Origin of the sequence: Mycolicibacterium wolinskyi str. Jessa 2025 (genome assembly GCF_049241375.1) — a bacterium.
GTDB lineage: Bacteria > Actinomycetota > Actinomycetes > Mycobacteriales > Mycobacteriaceae > Mycobacterium > Mycobacterium wolinskyi.
In genome coordinates, this window is the sequence record NZ_CP185960.1 from 3590833 (window position 1) to 3611492 (window position 20660).

Here is a 20660-nt window from a genome sequence, read left to right on the forward strand (position 1 = left end):
GCACGCAGGAGCGAAACATCGTCGGCACGCAGGATGTGGGGAATGAACCCGGGCAGTTCCTCAGCCATGACGATGGTCGAACGATCTCGGCAACCGGCTTGGCGACGACTTGAGTTGCGATCCGAATAGTCTTGCCCTCGAACGCAATTCGTCACTGTGACGCAATAACCCCGGTCCACGCAGTGGCGGGGGCGGTGCCGCAAAACAACTCACACCGACCGGATGCCAGTGGTCGCTCGTTGAAGCTCGCAACGTCGTCACCTAACATCCGAATCAATCATTAAGTGATTGAAACTTACGTCGAGCTGGCCCGTTGCGCAAGACCCAAGGTCGATCAGGGGCGCTGCAGCGGCGACCGACACCCGTCACAACCAGGACAATCGAGCCAGTCGTCCAGGGGTGCAAGTTCTTTCACTAAATGAAACTCGCATGCCTTAAAGGCCGATAACGTATCTTACGTCAACCTAATCACTGCATTTTCATCCGATGAATCACGCAGCAATCGTGTGACTCTCGCCTACCGACCCGGTACCCATGGATGAAACAGCCTGGACACCAGGGGTTTTCGGTGGATGCGAACGAGTATGCATGACCCCCTCTCCGGCTGGCCGCCGCGACACGCATCGGCGAACGTTCGTTTTGCGATGGACCTACCTGCGGCGATGTGGTAATGATTCATTAGATGATTCAATGATGCATCAGATGAGACGTCCTGGGAGGCTGAATTGCCCGTCGACAAGAGCGGTCGCGTGGTTCTGGTCGGGTCAGTTCCGCTGCTGCATCCGGAGGCCCAAACCGTCGAGGACATGCTCGACGGCTGGCGCAACCAGCAACTGTGCCGCAACCTCGACCACGAGACCATCAGCAAGCGCATCGCCCTGGTGCGCCGCTTCATCGACCACTGCAACGAGTACCCCTGGGCCTGGACACCGGCGATGGTTGAAGAGTTCTTCGCCGATCTGCGCGGCATCAAAGGCCGGGCGCAATCGACCGTGCGCGGCTACCAGAACGGCCTACGGTTGTTCTGCTCGTACATCGCTGATCCGGACTACGGCTGGGATCGGGTATGCGAGCAGCGCTTCGGCACTCACCCTGCGCAAGTGTTCTTCGAGTGGAACACCGCTGCCCACGTCCAAGACAACGAGCAGAATCCGCTCAAGCGGCCCTTCACCAAAAAGGAGCTGCAGGACTTCTTCGATCATGCCGACGAGCAAGTGTCCCTGATTGCCAATGCCCGTAAGAAGGGCTGGCTGCCGGCTTACCGCGACTCGGTGATGTTCAAGGTGGCCTACTCCTACGGGCTGCGCTTCAATGAACTGCGACACCTGCAGACCGTCGACTTCTCGCGCAATCCGCACGCCGCCGAATTCGGGCGCTATGGCGCGGTTCTGATCCGGTACGGCAAGGCCAAAAAAGGCTCACCGCCGAAGCGGCGCACCGTGTTCACGGTGTTCGACTGGACACCCGAAGTCATCGCCGACTGGCTCACCCACGGCCAACCGTATATCGACGACAGCATTGACCTGTTCCCCAGCGAGCGCGGCAGCCTGATCGCTGAGACCACCCTGCTGCGCCGCTTCCGGCGCTACTGCGACGAACTGGATCTGCCGGCCGGACTGGATCTGCATTCGTTTCGCCGCTCGCACATCACCCACCTCATAGAGGACGGCTGGGACGCCAAATTCGTCCAAGACCAGGCCGGCCACGATGTCGCCAGCACCACATCCCTCTACACCGGTGTATCCAGCGACTACCGCACCCGCACACTGCGCCGCATGCTCGATCAGACCGTCAAAGATGCGCTCTCCTTCGGGGAAGAATCATCATGAAACGCGAAGTCGACTACACCTGGCGCCTCGCCGAGCTCATGGCCGCGCATGGCATGCACAACAGCACTGACCTGATCCCCCGCCTGGCCGAACGTGGCATTCAGCTCTCCCGACCCCAGGTCTACCGTGTTGTCCACCAACGGCCCGAACGTGTTTCGCTGCAACTGATGGCCGCGCTATGCGACATCCTCGGCTGTGGCGTGGAGGACCTGGTGACCGTCACTGCCACCGACGTCCGACGCCGGAAGACCGCATCCGGGGCAGCCGCTACCCCGCCGCCGAACGTGGTCGAACTCAACAAGTCGGTCCGGCCACGGCGGGCGCGGGTCATCACCGATGGCCCCGATTAATCCCAAGCCACGATCCAGGCGCCGCGGACGCCCACCCGTCACCACCGGTCACTACGAATGCAGCCGCTGCCATCGCAAGGCCAACACACTGCGCGTCTACTGGCCCGGCGATCAGCTGTGCCACAGCTGCTTCTACACTGCGATGCGCACCCACGGCATCTGCCCCAACTGCGGGCACGACGGCGTCCTTCCCGGCCGCCTCAACCGCACCGACCCACGGCCGGTCTGCCTGACCTGCGCCGCCATCCCCGGCGATTACGCCTGCCGCACCTGCGGCCACGAAGGCGAAATCCACCGCCGCGGCGAATGCGCACGATGCGCTCTACGCGACGACCTGTGCAAAATCCTGCTGCACCATCCCGCCGACCCGGCCGCCATGGAAACCCTCCTCGAAGTGCTCTGCGGCGTCGACCGGCCCGAAAGCATCCTCACCTGGAAGCGCAACATCCAGGTACTGCAGCTCCTCGGCGGAATCACCTCCGGCGCAATACCCCTCACCCACGACGGCCTCGACACCGCCGGCCCGGGCCGACACATCGAACACCTACGCAGCATGCTGGTGCACCACCACCTCCTCCCACCACGCGACGAACACCTCGCACGATTCGAACGCTGGCTCGCCACCAAACTCGACGCCATCGACTCCCCGACAGTGCGAGGACCCGTGGAGCAGTTCGCCACCTGGCACCACCTGCGCCGCCTGCGCAGCGAGTCCAAGCCCGGCCAAGGAACCGACGGACCCAAACGCGCAGCACAACAAGAGATCACCGAAACCATCAAATTCCTGACCTGGCTCGAGCAGACCCACGACCGCACCGCTTCAACCTGCAGCCAGCAGGACGTCGATGAATACCTGGCCTCAGGTCCGACCACCCGCCATTCGATCCGGACGTTCTTCGTCTGGGCCAAACGCAGCAAGATCAACACCTCAATCACCATCGAGCACCGACAAGCCAGAACATCCCCGACCATCACCCAAGACCAGCGCCTCGCGTGGCTCAAAGAACTCCTCACCGGCGACTCCGAGAGTCTTCCCTACCGGATCGCTGGAATCCTGCTGCTGCTCTACGCGCAGCCGTTGACGAAGATCGCCGGCCTGCAGACCACCGCTGTCATCCGGGTAGGCGCCGAGACCCGTATCGCGCTGGGCAAAGAACCCACCCCGGTGCCCGAGCCGTTCGCCTCCCAGCTGCACCATCACCTCTACAACCGGCCCAATCAACGCACCACCGGCGGAGCCATCGCCACGCCCTGGCTGTTTCCCAGCAGCCGGGCTGGCCGTCACCTCGACCCGCAATCAATCATGCATCGGCTTCGATGGCTCGGCATCGAGTTGCTGGGCTCACGCAACAGAGCCCTTCGCGAACTCGTATCGCAAATACCGCCACCGGTCGTCGCCGAAATGCTCGGCTACAGCGACCAAGTCACCCAAAAACACGCCGCCGAAGCCGGCAACACCTGGGCGCAGTACGCATCCGCCACCGATCGGAAGCACACTCCGACAACACCACCTGGACGAACCATGACGACCGACTCTCCGCAGGTTTGCCCCACCGACGACAAAGACGAACCGGACACGGATACCTCCGAGCCCACGTTGTTCGACCTCGATCCCCCGGTTCGGCCCTACGACGTCCACATTGAGTCACTAGGAGCCGCGGCGGCCGCATTCGACGACGCCCGCGGCGCGGTCCAGGTGGCCACGAACGCCCTCGGTCAGGCGCGCGCGACAGCTAAAGCAGCCAAAACGCAGCTCACCGACGTAGTGCTCCAGGCGCATCTGGCCGGCGTATCTTGGGCGAAAATAGGTGAGGCCCTGGGTATCTCGCAGCAATCGGCCTATCAACGCTGGGCTCGACGTTTACGCGAGGACGATAACGCGACAATTCACGATGTCGAGGACGGCGATGAATCCGAAATCCCGATCTCCTAGCTGACACCGTAAACGACCTCAAGCCGCACCCAAGCCGCCGATACCCATCGATGACTCCACGAGCCTTCCACGACCCCATCTCTGAGCGCCGATCCAGCAGACAGACCGATCGCACCGAATACAGCGGAATCACCCCACCGAGGCGCGACTTGCATTGGTGTGAGACGTATTCCACCTAGCTGCCGTGTCTTCGAAGCGCTGATGACGCGGCAATGGCCGCTGCGACCGCGAAACCAGCGACAGCGGTAGCGAGCGTGAATTGCTCACCGAAGGCGCCGATGCACAAGCCGCCCAGGACCGCTCCCAAAGCGCCCATCGTCTGATTAATGGAGCGCCTCGTGGCGTTCACGCGCCCGAGCAGCCGGTCCGGTGTAAGCGTCTGCCAGTAGCCCATCTCGTTGGCATTCTCGATGCCGGCTGCGATCCCTTGGAATCCCAACGCAACGAAAATCACTGCATCGCCCAAACTGGATTCAGGGGCGCAGGCCACGAGCAGCCACGTGATCGGGTATGCGGTGCGCGCCAGAATGATCACCCGTCCCACCCCTATTCGGTCACCGGTCGACGGTGCCAACGAGGCCCCGATCAGACTCGCGACACCGAAGACCGTCAATAGCATTCCGAATGCGTAGGGGGTGAACCCCATGGAGCGCAGGGCCAGCAGGGAAAGCGCTGTCATCGCTGCCCCGTTGGCGAGGAACCATATGTGTGTCGACACTGCCAGCGGACCGAGAGTCCGGTGGCGGTAAGTCCATTTCAGGCCTTCGCCGATCTCGTGACGGAGGTGGCGCGAGCGTGGTTCTGGTTGGGGTTCGGGGGCATGGACGCTCGCAATCAGCACAGCCTCGACGAGGTAACTGATCGCGTCGACGACGATGGCCGCGGGAGCGCCCAAGAGGCCCACGAGTCCACCGCCCATCGCCGGGCCGAGGGTTTGGGCGGCAGCGTCGGCCTGATCGAGACGCGCGTTCGCCGCAACCAATTGTCCCGTCGGTACCAGTCGGGGAAGCAATGATTGCGTGGCGGCGAACCCGAATACCGAGAACGCCCCGAACGCCAGCAACGCGACGACCAGCATCCACATCTGCAGACTGCCGGCCAACCACAGAACTGGAACCAGCCCCAGGCTCAGAGCACGCGAGCAATGATCAGAACCTGTGGATGAGCCTCGGTGAGGGGGCGTGAAAGTGGGCGCACCTTCCCGAGGATGATCTGAATATCCGAAGGTCCGATCATGAGCCGGCGTTGGCGCGCTGGTTCGGGAAGGTACGCCCATGCTCACCGTAGTTCACGATGCCATCGAGGCCAACGAAAGCACTGGCGGTGCTGGTCGGTCGTTGTTGGACGAGATCGTCCGCGACGGCGCCCGTCAGATGCTGGCCGCCGCGTTGAAGGCTGAGGTCGCCGCCTACGTGGCCCAGTTCGCCGATCAGCTCGATGAGAAGGGGCATCGGCTGGTGGTCCGCAACGGCTATCACCAGGCCCGCGAGGTGCTGACGGCAGCCGGGGCAGTTGAGGTGAAAGCACCGCGAGTCAACGACAAACGCGTCGACCCCGACACCGGTGAGCGGAAACGGTTTTCCTCGGCGATCCTGCCGGCCTGGGCACGCAAGTCACCGCAGATGAGCGAAGTGCTGCCGCTGCTGTACCTGCACGGGCTGTCCACCAGCGACTTCACCCCCGCTCTGGAGCAGTTCCTGGGCTCGGGTGCCGGGCTCTCGGCCACCACGATCACCCGGCTGACCAGCCAGTGGCAGGACGAGGCCCGCGCGTTCGCCGCCCGGGACCTGTCGGGCACCGATTACGTCTACCTGTGGGTCGACGGCATCCACCTCAAGGTCCGCCTGGACCAGGAAAAGCTGTGTCTGCTGGTGATGCTCGGCGTGCGCGCGGACGGCCGCAAAGAGCTCGTGGCGATCACCGACGGCTACCGGGAATCGACCGAGTCGTGGGCTGATCTGCTGCGCGACTGTAAACGACGCGGCATGACCGCACCCGTGCTCGCCGTCGGCGATGGCGCACTCGGCTTCTGGAAAGCGGTACGCGAGGTGTTCCCGGCCACCAAAGAACAGCGGTGCTGGTTTCATAAGCAAGCCAATGTGCTTGCCGCCCTGCCGAAATCAGCGCACGCGTCGGCGTTGTCGGCGCTCAAGGAGATCTACAACGCCGAGGATATCGACAAGGCCCAGGTCGCGGTCAAGGCCTTCACGGTCGACTTCGGGGCCAAGTACCCCAAGGCGGTCGCCAAGATCACCGACGATCTGGACACCCTACTGGAGTTCTACCACTATCCCGCCGAGCACTGGATCCACCTACGCACGACAAATCCGATCGAAAGCACCTTTGCCACAGTACGTTTGAGAACCAAGGTCACCAAGGGGCCGGGATCACGTGCGGCTGGTCTGGCCATGGCCTACAAGCTCATCGACGCCGCCGCGGCCCGCTGGCGTGCCGTCAACGCACCACACCTGGTCGCCCTGGTCCGCGCCGGCGCGGTCTTCCACAAGGGCAAACTGCTCGAACGCCCCACCGAAATCACCCCACCGACACCGCCCTCAGACGGCGATCAGCAAGCCGGAACGGAGGTCGCCTGAAACACGCCGATCCACAGGTATTGACAATTCCTCGAGGGAACGTGGCGAAAGCTCACTATCATCATCGCACTCATCGGCCTCTACCTGACCTTGTTTACCGATCACCTAGTCCTTGGTTGCGCCTTCAGCTTCGGCTCTTGGATATTCGTTGCGGCGATGGCGGTCTGTTGGCGTCGGCATTACAGGATGCACGAAGAGCGGGGAGATTTTGGAGGCATCGAATGACCAAGACGGTCGGTCTCGGTGACGAAGCCGAAGACATCACAACTGGTTTCAAAGGCATTGTGGTTGCAGAGGTCCGGTATCTCGACGGTGGTATTGAGTACGGGATACGAAGCCGTAAGGGCGACTCCATACCGAGCATTACCTATATATCTTCGGCGTATGCAAAGAAGATCGGCGATGGGGTGCGGGTGAAGCCACAGCCCCGTGTGTTGGGCTTTGACGCGAGCGGCGAGAGTCATATACCGAAGCCATTACCTAACCCAACACCGCACCGCGACTAGTAGTCACCCGCTCGTTTACAGCACTTCCCCACCACCACAACACTGTCTAGCCGCTCATCCATATGGTTGAGCTGCCGCAGATAGACCTCACTGCCGCAGTACGTCTGGCATATACCGCAGTAGTCGCGGCGCAGGTGATTGACCTCGACAAGATGGTTGATGACCGCCCGCTTGATCGGATCTTCTCTGATCGAGTCCGCGGCTCGACGGGGCCGGCGCCCGTAGTACCTGCGGATTGTCGCCTGGACACCGCGCAAGTGGCGACCGTCGATCCCGAGGTACTCCATCACTTCGGGAGCCGTCGTGAACCGACCGCTTTCCCAAGCGGCACGGAGTTCGTCTAGATCGTATCCACGATAGCGAGGCATTATAACTATTAATAACACAGGAGAATTCAATGCTCATAAGCAAAAATCATTTAAAGGCAAGGTACACAGCTAGCACTGATAGGACCAGGCCCGTACTCAACGCCATAAAAATCACGGTTGAGAAGGATGAGGTAGTGGCAGTGGCAACGGACGGATACATACTATCTGAGATTCGTGAGTCAATGCAGGACATCGAAGACTTTCCGAATATTGACGGATCGACGGATGCAAAAGAAACGCTACTTCAGTCATCCACCGCAGATGCTGTCGCGAAGGCGATAAAGAAGCATAAGCATTTACCGATTCTAAGCTACGCACACGTGGGCTCTGATGGCGTCACGGTCACAGACCTAGAACATACTCAGAATTTCAATGACCACCCCATCGAGGGAAGCTTCCCGGACTACAAGCAACTGATCCCGAACACCGACGAAGCGAAGGTAGTCGTCACAGTCAATCCAAAGCTACTCGTACAGCTGCTCAAGATCTTTAAGGATGAGCAATCAATCACGCTGGAGGTTCACGATAAGCTCAAGCCCGTCGTGTTTCGAAACGAAGGATCCGAGCATGACATCATGGGCGTGCTGATGCCGCTCAAGTCATAGTGCGTCATAGTGCAGAACTTGGAAGGTAGCTTGCGCGAAGTAAGATCAGGCCGTCGCAACAGGGGTGGCGCAGTACTACACCATATCTCGAAGTTTCTGCGTATGGAGAGAATGTCAAATTTGTTGTCTTGCATGTACATTCACGGCTGCTAGACCATAAAACGGCAAGATTTACCACTACGGCCAGCGGCGCACTAAAACGCAGAGTTTTCCACAGGTTGACGGCACAGACAGAAGATGTGGCAACAATCGCCGGGTTCACGTCAAGGATGATTGTGCACTCTACAACGACAATCGCATGATCCTAGAAATGATGATCTAACTGTGGTTTTCGTCCTCGCACTGGCCGTCATACGTATGGCCTACATATTCGCCAGAGGCCTTCACAGCAACCTCCCAGCGGGATACGCTGCTATTCCGGTTACAGCCCAGCGACCTGCTACGCGAGCCGATTCCGAGAACATGGGGAAACAATGGGGATGAAAGCACTGGTCGTCGGTGCGGGCGCGGTCTGTGTGGCGATAGGCCTGGCGCCGGTTGCTCACGCCGACTACACCTGGACCGTCCAGCAGATCTGCGACAACAAGAGCCCAGGCACCGTCGCAATGCCCATCATCGGCTCACCGGACATCACTTGCGCCAAGCCAGGTTCCACGCCAGGGCTGTTTATCGCCGCGCCGATGTCCATCCCCCGCATCATGGGCGAGTTCCGCCCAGGTTCGTACTCCACTGACCCCGCGAACGTATGGGCCGATTGGATCGTCCCAGAAGGTTCTCAGCCAAAGCCCCCGCCCAAAGTCGCTGACATGGGCACCGTTGGGTGCGACCGGATCAACGGCGTCGTGGTGTGCAGTCCTGACATTCCGGTCGGGCCGAAGTAACTCGCTGTAACCCAACAGCCCGTGTGGAGTCCACGCGGGCTGTTTTCAGTTGATGTCCAGATCCTTGCGCGCAGCTTCAGAGAACGCAATCTGCTTGGCGGCGAGGTCATCCCGAAACCCGTACACGGCATCGTTCAACGATTCATCCGGCGGTGACTTCCGCAGGTTTTCACACTGAATAAACGTGTTGTTCTGCAACGTACTGAGGAACACCAACAAGTTGTCGGCTGCTACTCGGGTATCGGCGGACCCGATGATGTGGATGACGTTGTTCTTCTGAGCTGCGTTCTGGTACTTGGCGTTTAGATCGTCGTAGCGCGGGAGCTGGGTTGCGGATGTTCCTTCTCTGCATCGGTCGATGGCGAGCAGGTAGTCACCCTCAACCGCCCCAAACTCGTCTGTCGATGTCAGGAACTCCGAGTAGGCCGTGATCTGCTGTTCACGCCTGAAGTCGGCTGCCGACTGGTCTGCTTGCGTGTCCGCCTGATTAACCGCAACGAAGTACGTCGTGATACTGCCGACTACACCGAGTACTGCGGTCGCGACGACGGCCATCAGCGCAATCCGTTGGTCGCGCAGCTTGAGCTGGAAATCGCGGCGATCCTTCTGCTCGGCAAGCATGCGCTCGATCTCTTGCTTGTTGCGCTCGCGCTCGTCGGGCTTCGAAACCATGACGGAGACAGTAGCAAAAACTGCCGTCACATCTTATCTGCCGTTAGAGTTATCCACAGTTGGCTATTTCACTATTGAATTAACCGCATTAATACTGCATAATTGAATTACACAATTAAATAAGGAGTTGAGTTATGCAATCAAAGGGACTTCGTCACGGCGAGAACGCGTCCGAAATACTATTTCATCGCCTGATTGAACGCATATATGCAGATGGCGAATGTCTACGCTGGGCATCCACCCTTAGCGACGATGGCTACGCTAAGGTCGTCATTGGTTGGACCCCTTCGCACCAGCCAATCCGACGCTATGCACACAGAGTCATGTATCAATTGGTTGTCGGCGACATCCCGGAAAATCACCAGGTTGACCACCTGTGTCGAGTTCGCGACTGTATCAACCCTGATCACCTCGAACCTGTGACGCAGCAGGAGAACATAGCGCGCGGTGAACTCAGTGCATACATGAGAGCTAAGAACGCTGCGCGCGAGTACTGCAAGGCTGGAATCCACCCATGGGTGCCAGAAAATATCCGGTCAAATGGTAGTGGTCAGATCTGCTTGCCTTGTCGAAATAAGTACAAACGTGATCAGTACGAAAAACGAAAAGACTTGAGTGGAGTCGCGTCATGACCGACTACTCCCCCTCAGATCTCGCCTACATGGACCGCAACACCTATCGCCCGCCGAGAGCAATGATCAGAACCTGTGGATGAGCCTCGGTGAGGGGGCGTGAAAGTGGGCGCACCTTCCCGAGGATGATCTGAATATCCGAAGGTCCGATCATGAGCCGGCGTTGGCGCGCTGGTTCGGGAAGGTACGCCCATGCTCACCGTAGTTCACGATGCCATCGAGGCCAACGAAAGCACTGGCGGTGCTGGTCGGTCGTTGTTGGACGAGATCGTCCGCGACGGCGCCCGTCAGATGCTGGCCGCCGCGTTGAAGGCTGAGGTCGCCGCCTACGTGGCCCAGTTCGCCGATCAGCTCGATGAGAAGGGGCATCGGCTGGTGGTCCGCAACGGCTATCACCAGGCCCGCGAGGTGCTGACGGCAGCCGGGGCAGTTGAGGTGAAAGCACCGCGAGTCAACGACAAACGCGTCGACCCCGACACCGGTGAGCGGAAACGGTTTTCCTCGGCGATCCTGCCGGCCTGGGCACGCAAGTCACCGCAGATGAGCGAAGTGCTGCCGCTGCTGTACCTGCACGGGCTGTCCACCAGCGACTTCACCCCCGCTCTGGAGCAGTTCCTGGGCTCGGGTGCCGGGCTCTCGGCCACCACGATCACCCGGCTGACCAGCCAGTGGCAGGACGAGGCCCGCGCGTTCGCCGCCCGGGACCTGTCGGGCACCGATTACGTCTACCTGTGGGTCGACGGCATCCACCTCAAGGTCCGCCTGGACCAGGAAAAGCTGTGTCTGCTGGTGATGCTCGGCGTGCGCGCGGACGGCCGCAAAGAGCTCGTGGCGATCACCGACGGCTACCGGGAATCGACCGAGTCGTGGGCTGATCTGCTGCGCGACTGTAAACGACGCGGCATGACCGCACCCGTGCTCGCCGTCGGCGATGGCGCACTCGGCTTCTGGAAAGCGGTACGCGAGGTGTTCCCGGCCACCAAAGAACAGCGGTGCTGGTTTCATAAGCAAGCCAATGTGCTTGCCGCCCTGCCGAAATCAGCGCACGCGTCGGCGTTGTCGGCGCTCAAGGAGATCTACAACGCCGAGGATATCGACAAGGCCCAGGTCGCGGTCAAGGCCTTCACGGTCGACTTCGGGGCCAAGTACCCCAAGGCGGTCGCCAAGATCACCGACGATCTGGACACCCTACTGGAGTTCTACCACTATCCCGCCGAGCACTGGATCCACCTACGCACGACAAATCCGATCGAAAGCACCTTTGCCACAGTACGTTTGAGAACCAAGGTCACCAAGGGGCCGGGATCACGTGCGGCTGGTCTGGCCATGGCCTACAAGCTCATCGACGCCGCCGCGGCCCGCTGGCGTGCCGTCAACGCACCACACCTGGTCGCCCTGGTCCGCGCCGGCGCGGTCTTCCACAAGGGCAAACTGCTCGAACGCCCCACCGAAATCACCCCACCGACACCGCCCTCAGACGGCGATCAGCAAGCCGGAACGGAGGTCGCCTGAAACACGCCGATCCACAGGTATTGACAATTCCTCAGAGCACGCCCCACGCTGGCCCACACCAGCACAGGTTTGCGGCGCCAGTGGTCGACATACACCCCGGCGACAAGTCCAAGGGCCGCGTACGGAACAAACTGTGCGGCGTTGACCACGCCAACCTCGAATGGGCTGGCACCGAGCAACTGGACGACCAAGACGGGCATCGCGACCGCAGAGATCGCCGACCCGATGGAACTGAGTGCCGCAGCCACCCAAAAACGAACAAAAGCCGAGCGAGTACCTTCACCCGCACTATCCCCCACGACACCACTGTCTCACGGCGAACAGGCAGCTCGAGACCAGTCTAAAATACCTTTCGATCGGTAGGACTCGATATCTGGTCGAGAGCCGACACTGCTAACACCTTGCCCGTTCTGTGGACAAGCCACTGGGCCCCGATCACCTCTGAAGGCAGCGGGGGGTGCGCGTGCTCGCAGTTCGTTTGGTTACCCGCGGAGTACTACTGGCGATTCGTGGTTGCTGTTTGCGATCAGGATCGTCGCTCGATCCTGAGGCTTGCATTCTCGGAAGTAGCGGCGCTGCGCTTCAACATAGCGCCGCATGGTGGGATGGTCCGGGTCTGGGTTACTTCCATCTCGCAAGGCCATCCTTCGTGCGGTTTCGATGAAGGGAACATCGAGGAACACGGATAGGTCCCAGCTAGTGGCAAGCTCGTTGCGGTGCAGGAAGATTCCGTCCACCACGAGCACTGTGCCCGGGGCGGCCAGCTGCGGCTCCGGCATGAGAATCGTGTCAGTGGTGACGTCATGGCAGGCGGTGCGGTATCGCCGAGATCCGCCGGGCCGAAACGGGACAAGGACATCGGTATAGAACTGGCGATAGTTGTAGGAGTCTGACCAGAACCCCTCAGGCGAACTACGGCCCAGCCGGTACCGAACCTCGCGGGTGTTGTGAAAGTCGTCGAGTGATACTCGGACGACTGGTCGTTGTCGGTCTCGTAGAAGTTCGGCTAGTGCGTCCGCGAAATGGGTCTTGCCGGCACCGTCGGGCCCGTCGATCGCGATCCTCGGGCAACGCTGACCGTCGAAGACAGGAATCCGCGCCGCGACGAAGTCCAACGCATCCACTCGACCGAAAGCAGCGCTCATCACCGGCGGTCCTGCGTATCACCGGCCAGAAGCGCATGCACGTGCATGTCGTGCCAGCCGTCAGCGTGCAACGCAGCACTCCGCCGGATGCCCTCCACGCGAAACCCGGCCTTCTCCGCAACCCGACAAGAGGCGAGGTTGGCGACCGAATGCTCCAACCCAATCCGCTGGAAACCGACTTCACGGAATGCCCACTGACACAAAGTAGTAAGGGCTTGAGAACAGAGTCCTCGTCCACGCCACGCTGGCGCCATCCAGTACGCCGCTTCAGCTGAACCATCGTGCAAATCCACGCATTTGAGCGAAATACGGCCGGTCAATGAATCGCTGGTGCGGTCAACCAGCGCCCAATTCAACTGAGCCTCTGCAGTCCACCCGTCACGCCACTCGCTAATCCACTGGCGCGCTTCGTCCTCAGAATCGGCGCGCCGCACATGCCAGCGTTGGATCTCGGGGTCATTGAAGGCGTCCACGACCGCGCGAGCGTCAGACAGTCGCCACGGTCGGAGCAACGCAATAGAGCCCACCGACAACGACGGATGAGGAGACAGCGGATATCGCCGGCGGGATCAAAGTCGGCACACATGGCATCATCGCGCAAAATCCGAACCTAGACCAACGAGAACGCGGCATCCACGCGTAGGCCCTTCATCGCAAATCTTTGATCATAGCGATGCCGAGGGGTCCATTGCCTTGGCCCACCACGCGAAATCCCTTGCGCTCGTACAGATGTTTGGCCGGATTGCGAACATGGACATTAGTGCACATTGCTTCTGCATGTGGCGAAAGCTCGGCGAACAGTGCATCCAGAAGCAAGCCGCCGATGCCGGCTCCCCGCGAGCCTGGTGCGACAGCGATGCAGAGTTCCGGCAATGGCGACCCGGCCGCATCAGTGCGCAATGGCGGATTGCTATGGTACGTCCACACCGCACCGATAGCGATCGCGCTGTGATCCTCGGCAAGGATCGGCACGATGCCAACAGGTGGGAGCAATTCGAGCACTTCGCCGTCACCGGGGTCAGGAAGTGGCCAGTCTTCGATAATGCAGGCATGGCGGGCCATCTCGACGACGAAAGCGTGATCGTCAGCGGTCGCCGAGCGGAGTCGCACTCTGGACTGTGCCATCGGCAGATTGTGGCAGAAGTTCCCTGCTGCACGCATATCGATTTTTGACGAGATGGGATGTACGGGCGCGGCGCGAAACAGTCGCCAGCAAACATTCCGTGGACGGTTAACCAAGAGCCCAAAGGGCTTGCCAAGTGTGAGTCCATCACAGCTGCTGCCAGCCGCCCATCCCGAAACTGCCGACCCTATCGATATCAACAATCACCGGATTACGGCTGAATCGAATACTGAGGGTTACCAGTAACAGTTGGCAGGTCTGATAACTCATAGTTGACTCGGGCTGGCGGTCCGCGCGACACTTGGTGGCATGGCAACTTCGCGTCTTGGCGCGCTGATCGACCGATACCGCGCTGCTCACGGGGCTAGCGAGTCTGAGCTCGCCCGCCGCATCGGGGTCACGCGGGAGAACTTACGCAAGTGGCGGACGCATGGGACACGGCGACTGCCAGATCATGCCAATCTTGTTGCGACAGCACGGGTTATCGGCCGCCCGTACCGTGAAGTCCTGTCGGCCGCACTGTTTGACACCGGATACCTCGACGGGTCGGCTGACGCGCCCCGTCCCTACAACGAGGTCCTCGCTGACGCCATCGCCGTATTGACCGAAGCGACCCGGCTGACCAACCAGCTCTCGCGGCGTAACGACACCGGTCAATGGGAGACCGATCCAGACCCGAGCGCGTCAGTGCCCATCGACTGGGCTGAATTCGTGACGCTCGCCGTCGCGGGCGCGGCGGCCAACGTGGGCAGCGCCGAAGAAGCGCTCGCCGGCAGACCAGGATCGTGGGAGGCCGACCGAGTTCGGCAAATGCTGCAGGCCACAGCATTCGACGACAAAGACCTGCTGAGGCACCGCACCGAACCGGTGGCCATCGATTTGTGGGTAGAGAGCATTCTGATCTATCTCAACGACAGCAGCGACGACGACTACAGCGACGCGATCACGGAAGTGGATAGCCGAACCAACCAGGTGCCCCTACCGACCGACCTACCACCTGGTCCCTTCTCTCCCGACGACCCACGTATCGCCTCCGTGAAGTGGATCAACGTGGACGACAACGGTTACCTGGCCATCGACTACCGTGGCTGGACCGGCGACCCCACCGACGAGGCTCTGCTGACTGAGCTCGCCGCAGAGGCCAACCGCCGCGACCTCACCAGCGGCGAAATCGCATATGAGCAAGCAATGCAAGACATCTCAGCGATGATCGACGCGCTCGAAGAACAGCAACGCCGCGAGTACGCCGAGTATGCCGGGCGACTGACCGAAGCTATTGAAGTGCAGCTAGCTGCCTTAGAGCTCGCGGTACCCGTCAAAATCACCATCAACCGCGCCCCCAGGGAAGCTGTGTCAGGTGATCTCGACAAGCACGCCCCGCCGCAAGACCCTCGAACGCCTATCGAAGGAGCGATCGAAAAAGCACTTACCACCACGCCTACCCCGGCAAGTCTGCCGGGCACCCCCCTCGATCGCCTCACCTGGGCGCAGCACCAGGGGAAACTGGGCTCCTGAGGGAACTCGCGTACGTCATACGATTGAGTCCCAGGAGCTACGAATTATGAGAGGCATCTTGGACTCCACTTTGCTCATTACTGAGCATCGCGTGCAATCCGCACAGTCGGTGGTATATCTCGTCGAAGGTGAGTACATCTACGCCAAGAAGCCGTGTGCGATACCGGGCGAAGGACTCTCGTTGTTCTTCTTCGGCGAGGGAATCGAGTTTGCCGATTATGACTGCTCCACGAACGTTTGTGGTATCAACCGACTCTAAATCGGGCGAATGCTTGACTATTTCTGGAAAATCTGTGATGACGGACTCTAGTTGCGCTTGAATTTGCGCAACAGCACCTGAAAGCTCTTTATGCGGAAGATATACTTCACCGCCGCCCGTACCACGATATATGGGCCCGATGAGTTTAGTGCCAGGGGTTTTGATCTCGACCGCAACGACACTCCTCGCAACCGTGTTGACGAGGACGAAATCTGCGATTCGACCTCCTCCGCCACCCGCGTTCGTTACTCGTACATGAGCTTGGTCCTTATACAGGGCAACCGGTGCGGCGAACAGCTGTTGTAGAGCAAAGGTGTTGGTTTTGAAGAACTTTTGCCACCACGACTCGCTACCTGCCGCCTTGCCTTCCAGCCCACCACGGAACTGTTCGATCAGGACTTCGAGGGTCACTAGATCAATGTCTTGACGCAGCCTCCCGAAGGCCGGCGGATCCTCCCGAGCCACTGTCCGCGACTCCGCTGACATGCGCCCGACGAGAGCCGCCCGGTCGTCAGTATCGAGTGGGACATCGTCGGTGAGCGCACGGGTAATCGCTTGAATTGTCGGATGCCTGCCGAGTGTGGGTGCCACGCGGGCTTTACCCAGCGTACCGGCTATCGAGTTGAAAGACTCCGTCTCGATTATGCGGGTGGCGACAACTCGCGCTCGGCGGATAGTGAGGTCCACGGTGTGCTTATATTCAGCGAATCGATCAAGTCCAAGGCAAAAAACGTTGCCATTCGACCCCTCGCAATCGGACGCACCGAATCGGACAACATCACACTCTGTGTGGTCCTCGATTGCATAAATGATGCCGCGATATTGTCGGGGGAAACCTAGCCCGTACTGGAAAATCTTCCCAAAGCCATCCGGTAGGCCAACGAGTTCCGCTTCCCCTCGGTACACGTTTTCGCTGACCGGATCATAGGGCTCCCAGGCCCACACCCCGGTGTCGATCTGGACCTCGCTGACTTGCTGGAATTGCTGACCCTCGTTACCCAAGAAGAACGTCTTTGGGAAGATGCGCAGCATCTCAGCAGTGGGATCGAACCTCACCATCTCAATGCCGCCCTTGGACTTTGAGGTGTGATTTGCCGGCCACCACGTCAGCACCAAGACCTCGTCTTCATGGTGTGCGACAACCCGTCCCGCCCCATCGTCGTGTTCCCACTCGGCCCGCATGACCCCATTCTGTGCCCTGTCCTGCGATTCTCCGGGGACTTGCCATACGCGAGTCTGTAGCCCATCCGCATTCGGTTGTTCGGTTTGATGGATTTGAATTGTTGGCCATTCCCGCCGGAGCCAAATCGCGACGTAGCACTTGTGCTACCCTTGTGTGGTGAACACCGTAGGCCTGCGTGAACTACGCCAGGACGCATCCGACCTCGTGCGCCGCGTGGAAGAGGGCGAGGAAATCACCATCACCGTGGCGGGCAGACCAGCGGCCCGGCTGGTAACGGCCAGGCCACGAGCCTGGCGCCAATGGGCCGATATCACGGATCTGTTTGCTGGGCCGGCGGACTCTACGTGGGAGTCCGACCGTGACCGCATCGCTCAGGACGTGCGTGACCCTTGGGCGTCCGCGTGAGGGCGGTGCTCGATACGAGCGTGGTGATCGCCACCGACGTCGGCCCGATCGACGGCGAGCTCGCAATCAGCTGCGTGACCCTGGCTGAGCTGCATTTCGGGGTTCTCGTGGCCAAGAACCTCGATGACCGGGCCGAGCGCCTCCGCCGACTCCTGCTGCTGCAACGCACATTTGACGCACTCCCGCTCGATGAAGCGGTAGCCGCCAGCTACGGCCAGATCGCGGCTGCCGTAGTCGACGCGGGACGCCGACCCCGTGCCCGGTCGATGGATTTACTCATCGCGGCCACCGCACACGCGCACTCGGCCACGCTCTACACGCGCAATATCGACGACTTCGCAGGACTCGGAAACCTGATCGAGGTCCGTGAAGTGTGACCGCCGCCCGCATCGCCGTCACCATCAGGGAGGACGCCCCGTGAGCACTGTGTATTACAACGAAGAAGCCTTTTTCGACGCTTGGCGCAAAGGCGTACGGATCGCCGGGCCGCTCTATTTCGGCGACGGCCACGCGGCGAACGTCGAGACAGCCAAGAGCAAGTACGACCTGGCGCCGGACTACGACGCCGTCGTGAGCGCCCTAGGTGTAACTCCCAGACAGGTTGTGAACGGCGTGGTGAGCGGAAGTAGGTGAGGACCTCCGGTATCGGTGTGGTTACCAAACACGCACATCCGATTACCGAGAGGTCCTCATGGTCCACGCTAATGCTTCGTTGACTCCTCGTGGGCGGTTGCGGCTTGCGCAGGCGGTTGTTGATCAGGGCTGGAGTTTGCGGCGCGCGGCTGAGCGGTTCCAATGTTCGGTGGCCACAGCCAAGAAATGGGCCGACCGTTATCGCGACGGTGGCGAAGCAGCGATGGTAGACCGGCCCAGCCGGCCGCATCGCAGTCCGTTGCGGTTGCCGAAACGACGTGAGCGGCGCATCGTCAACCTGCGCTTCACCCGGCGCTGGGGCCCACATGGGGTCCCGGTAGTAATGGCGCAAAAAACAACGAGGTTCGCGTAGCGCCTGGTCGGCGGTGATTTCTCGGTTCGGGCTGCGGGCCGGGGTGGTTGGTGCTTGGCTTGGCTGCCGATGAGGTTGGTCGGCGTTTTGGAGGCTGGGGTTCGTGGCGACGCGGGTATTCGCGGACGAGGAGTTGCAGCGCCTGCGGGAGTTCCCGGAGATCAGTCGTGAGGAGTTGTTCCGGTACTTCACGCTGACCCCGGCGGATCTGGCGTTCGTTGCTCCGCAGGGCAGGGGCCCTGCGGTCCGTCTGGGCCTGGCGGTGGCGTTGTGCACCTTGCCGTGGCTGGGGTTCGTGCCGGACAAGGTGTCGTCGGCGCCGCCGGTGGCGGTGGCCCGGTTGGCGGATCAGCTGAATGTCGATGCGGTGCAGCTTCGTTCGTATGGCAAGCGGGCGCAGACGCGGACCGAGCATGTGCGGCTGGTGGCCCAGTATCTGGGGTGGCGGCCTGCCGGGTCGATGGAGTTGAAGGAGCTGGATGAGTTCCTTCTGGCGCGGGCGATGGAGCACGATTCGCCGACGCTGTTGTTCCGGCTGGCGTGTGAGTACCTGATCTCGGCGCGGGTGATCCGGCCGGGCCCGGACACGGTGGTCCGCCGGGTCGCGCATGCTCGCACGCAGGCGCAGCGGGAGACCTATGACCGGTTGGCGCGCGAGTTCACGCCGCAGCGGTGTAAGGAACTGGATGCGTTGCTGGTCGCCGACCCGTCTATCGGGATGTCGCGGTTGCGGTGGTTGTCGACCGGCCCGGTGGAGGCGTCGGCGACCGCGGTGAAGGCCGAGGTCGAGAAGCTGGTGTTCCTGCGCAACCTGGGCGCGGATGAGCTGGATATGTCGGTGCTGCCGGCGGAGCGGCGGCGGTTCCTGGCGACTGTGGGCCGACGCTTGACGGGCCAAGCCTTGGAACGCCGGGATCCGCAACGCCGCTACCCGATCCTGCTCACGGTGTTGGCTCAGTCGGCCACCGATGTGCTCGACGAGGTGGTGCAGCTGTTCGATCAGGCGATCTCGGCCAGGTTGAGCAAAGCCGAACGCCGGATGCGCGACGAGCTCGCCGAGCGCGGTAAGGCCGGAGAGGATCGGCAGGGGTTGCTCGACGACTTGCTGGCCATCATCACCGACACGCAGATCCCTGACGAGGAGATCGGCGGCCTGATCCGGGGCGATCGGATCGGATGGGAGCGGTTGCGGGCCGCGGTCGCGCAGGCCAAACCTCGGCTGCCGCGCGATCACGGGCACCTGGCCGCTCTGGACAGCTCGTACTCCTATCTGCGGCAGTTCACCCCGCAGGTGCTGTCGACAGTCCGGTTCGCCGGCGGCACCGCGGCGATCGAGCTGCTGATCGGGGTGCACATGCTGCGGGAGCTGAATGCGACCGGTACCCGCAAGGTGCCCGACGACGCGCCGACGGGGTTCGTGCCGACGAAGTGGCGCGGCTACCTCGACGAGGCCCGCAAAGCCGGCAACACCACCGCCTATCGGCACTACTGGGAGCTGTGCGTGCTGCTGGGGCTGCGGGACGGGTTGCGCAGCGGCGACGTGTTCGTGCCGGGGTCGCGCCGCTACGCCGACCCGGCCGCTTACCTGCTGACCCCGCAGGCGTGGGAGCCGCAGCGTGACGAGTTCTGCCGCCTGGTCGGCAAGTCCGCTGATCCGGCCCGCGCCCTGGCGACCGCCACCGACGAGCTGCACGACGCTATGAGCGAGTTGGAGAAGGTGCTCGCCGACGGCGACGGCCCGGTCCGTCTCGATGAGGCCGGTGACCTGGTGGTCTCGCCGCTGTCGGCAGAAGACGTTCCGGCCGAAGCGGTGGCGTTGAAGCAGGAGTTGACGGAGATGCTGCCGTTCGCGCCGATCGTGTCGCTGTTGATCGAGCTGGACAAACGCACCGGCTACCTGGACTGCTTCACCCACGCCGGCGGTAAGCAGTCCCGCACCCCGGAGTTGAAGCGCAACCTCATCGCGGTGCTGCTGGCCTACTCCACCAACCTGGGTCTCACCCGTATGGCGGAGGCCTCCGGCATCTCCTACGACATCCTGGCCTGGACTTCGGAGTGGTATGTGCGGGAGGAGACGCTGCGGGCGGCGAACCTGGCTCTGTTGCAAAGATTGGCGGCAGTCAGAGGTAGGCTGTCGCTCTG

At 61.4% G+C, this 20660-nt stretch carries 20 protein-coding genes and 3 pseudogenes; 15 read left to right on the top strand and 8 right to left on the bottom strand.

Features of this window, described 5'->3' with window-relative positions; translation table 11 throughout:
* The first annotated feature begins 725 nt into the window (after window positions 1-725).
* The 3 genes and pseudogenes from ACOI2T_RS17755 to ACOI2T_RS17765 form a co-directional block, all read left to right on the top strand.
* Window positions 726-1829 carry a tyrosine-type recombinase/integrase gene (locus ACOI2T_RS17755; RefSeq protein WP_232004317.1) on the top strand — a complete coding sequence of 368 codons (1104 nt, stop codon included), beginning with the start codon at window positions 726-728 and terminating at the stop codon, window positions 1827-1829.
* A complete protein-coding gene (locus ACOI2T_RS17760) occupies window positions 1826-2179 on the top strand; it encodes a helix-turn-helix domain-containing protein (protein ID WP_043988411.1) in 354 nt (117 codons plus the stop codon). Before ACOI2T_RS17755 ends, ACOI2T_RS17760 begins: the two co-directional genes overlap by 4 nt.
* Window positions 2180-2321: 142 nt before the next feature.
* Window positions 2322-3656: pseudogene (locus tag ACOI2T_RS17765) on the top strand (hypothetical protein); the annotation flags it as partial.
* Window positions 3657-4287: 631 nt separating this feature from the next.
* Here ACOI2T_RS17765 and ACOI2T_RS17770 read toward each other — a convergent pair.
* Window positions 4288-5190 (bottom strand): MFS transporter, encoded by a 903-nt coding sequence (locus tag ACOI2T_RS17770; protein WP_421877149.1) that lies wholly within the window; start codon window positions 5188-5190, stop codon window positions 4288-4290.
* A 196-nt stretch (window positions 5191-5386) separates the two neighbouring features.
* On the opposite strand from ACOI2T_RS17770, the gene ACOI2T_RS17775 reads away from it, so the two are divergent.
* A complete protein-coding gene (locus ACOI2T_RS17775; RefSeq protein ID WP_064961518.1) occupies window positions 5387-6706 on the top strand; it encodes an IS256 family transposase in 1320 nt (439 codons plus the stop codon).
* A gap of 221 nt (window positions 6707-6927) precedes the next feature.
* A complete protein-coding gene (locus ACOI2T_RS17780) occupies window positions 6928-7212 on the top strand; it encodes a hypothetical protein (protein WP_409506538.1) in 285 nt (94 codons plus the stop codon).
* Here ACOI2T_RS17780 and ACOI2T_RS17785 read toward each other — a convergent pair.
* Window positions 7209-7580, bottom strand: coding sequence for a hypothetical protein (locus ACOI2T_RS17785; protein WP_421877152.1), 372 nt, complete (start codon window positions 7578-7580; stop codon window positions 7209-7211). The genes ACOI2T_RS17780 and ACOI2T_RS17785 overlap by 4 nt on opposite strands.
* A 29-nt stretch (window positions 7581-7609) precedes the next feature.
* On the opposite strand from ACOI2T_RS17785, the gene ACOI2T_RS17790 reads away from it, so the two are divergent.
* Window positions 7610-8185 (top strand): beta clamp domain-containing protein, encoded by a 576-nt coding sequence (locus ACOI2T_RS17790; RefSeq protein ID WP_409506537.1) that lies wholly within the window; start codon window positions 7610-7612, stop codon window positions 8183-8185.
* A gap of 473 nt (window positions 8186-8658) precedes the next feature.
* A complete protein-coding gene (locus ACOI2T_RS17795) occupies window positions 8659-9066 on the top strand; it encodes a hypothetical protein (protein ID WP_421877155.1) in 408 nt (135 codons plus the stop codon).
* Between the two features lie 45 nt (window positions 9067-9111).
* Here ACOI2T_RS17795 and ACOI2T_RS17800 read toward each other — a convergent pair whose 3' ends face one another.
* Entirely contained in the window at window positions 9112-9738 is a 627-nt protein-coding gene (locus tag ACOI2T_RS17800) for a hypothetical protein (protein ID WP_409506535.1), read from the bottom strand.
* Window positions 9739-10061: 323 nt separating this feature from the next.
* On the opposite strand from ACOI2T_RS17800, the gene ACOI2T_RS17805 reads away from it, so the two are divergent.
* Both ACOI2T_RS17805 and ACOI2T_RS17810 read left to right on the top strand, forming a co-directional pair.
* Window positions 10062-10370 carry an HNH endonuclease signature motif containing protein gene (locus tag ACOI2T_RS17805; protein WP_421877340.1) on the top strand — a complete coding sequence of 103 codons (309 nt, stop codon included), beginning with the start codon at window positions 10062-10064 and terminating at the stop codon, window positions 10368-10370.
* A gap of 192 nt (window positions 10371-10562) precedes the next feature.
* Entirely contained in the window at window positions 10563-11882 is a 1320-nt protein-coding gene (locus ACOI2T_RS17810; RefSeq protein ID WP_064961518.1) for an IS256 family transposase, read from the top strand.
* On the opposite strand, the gene ACOI2T_RS17815 is transcribed toward ACOI2T_RS17810, so the two are convergent.
* The 4 genes from ACOI2T_RS17815 to ACOI2T_RS17830 form a co-directional block, all read right to left on the bottom strand.
* Entirely contained in the window at window positions 11855-12181 is a 327-nt protein-coding gene (locus ACOI2T_RS17815; protein ID WP_421877157.1) for an MFS transporter, read from the bottom strand. The genes ACOI2T_RS17810 and ACOI2T_RS17815 overlap by 28 nt on opposite strands.
* A gap of 183 nt (window positions 12182-12364) precedes the next feature.
* Window positions 12365-13006: a nucleoside/nucleotide kinase family protein gene (locus ACOI2T_RS17820; RefSeq protein ID WP_016895293.1), complete on the bottom strand. Its 642-nt coding sequence runs from the start codon at window positions 13004-13006 to the stop codon at window positions 12365-12367.
* A 20-nt stretch (window positions 13007-13026) separates the two neighbouring features.
* A complete protein-coding gene (locus tag ACOI2T_RS17825; RefSeq protein WP_016895292.1) occupies window positions 13027-13500 on the bottom strand; it encodes a GNAT family N-acetyltransferase in 474 nt (157 codons plus the stop codon).
* 175 nt (window positions 13501-13675) lie between these two features.
* Window positions 13676-14152 (bottom strand): GNAT family N-acetyltransferase, encoded by a 477-nt coding sequence (locus ACOI2T_RS17830; protein ID WP_157835606.1) that lies wholly within the window; start codon window positions 14150-14152, stop codon window positions 13676-13678.
* Window positions 14153-14459: 307 nt separating this feature from the next.
* On the opposite strand from ACOI2T_RS17830, the gene ACOI2T_RS17835 reads away from it, so the two are divergent.
* Window positions 14460-15665: a helix-turn-helix domain-containing protein gene (locus ACOI2T_RS17835; RefSeq protein WP_016895290.1), complete on the top strand. Its 1206-nt coding sequence runs from the start codon at window positions 14460-14462 to the stop codon at window positions 15663-15665.
* Between the two features lie 37 nt (window positions 15666-15702).
* On the opposite strand, the gene ACOI2T_RS17840 is transcribed toward ACOI2T_RS17835, so the two are convergent.
* Window positions 15703-17106 carry a Shedu immune nuclease family protein gene (locus ACOI2T_RS17840; RefSeq protein ID WP_016895289.1) on the bottom strand — a complete coding sequence of 468 codons (1404 nt, stop codon included), beginning with the start codon at window positions 17104-17106 and terminating at the stop codon, window positions 15703-15705.
* 157 nt (window positions 17107-17263) lie between these two features.
* On the opposite strand from ACOI2T_RS17840, the gene ACOI2T_RS17845 reads away from it, so the two are divergent.
* From ACOI2T_RS17845 to ACOI2T_RS17865, 5 genes and pseudogenes are all read left to right on the top strand, one after another.
* Window positions 17264-17512, top strand: a complete 249-nt coding sequence (locus ACOI2T_RS17845; protein WP_025997238.1) for a type II toxin-antitoxin system Phd/YefM family antitoxin — start codon at window positions 17264-17266, stop codon at window positions 17510-17512.
* A 5-nt stretch (window positions 17513-17517) separates the two neighbouring features.
* On the top strand, window positions 17518-17889 hold the full coding sequence (locus tag ACOI2T_RS17850; protein ID WP_234788563.1) for a PIN domain-containing protein: 372 nt from the start codon (window positions 17518-17520) through the stop codon (window positions 17887-17889).
* A 40-nt stretch (window positions 17890-17929) separates the two neighbouring features.
* On the top strand, window positions 17930-18145 hold the full coding sequence (locus tag ACOI2T_RS17855) for a hypothetical protein (protein ID WP_064895183.1): 216 nt from the start codon (window positions 17930-17932) through the stop codon (window positions 18143-18145).
* A 58-nt stretch (window positions 18146-18203) separates the two neighbouring features.
* Window positions 18204-18479: pseudogene (locus ACOI2T_RS17860) on the top strand (leucine zipper domain-containing protein); the annotation flags it as partial.
* Window positions 18480-18621: 142 nt separating this feature from the next.
* A pseudogene (locus tag ACOI2T_RS17865) lies at window positions 18622-20622 on the top strand (DUF4158 domain-containing protein); the annotation flags it as partial.
* Between the last annotated feature and the right edge of the window lie 38 nt (window positions 20623-20660).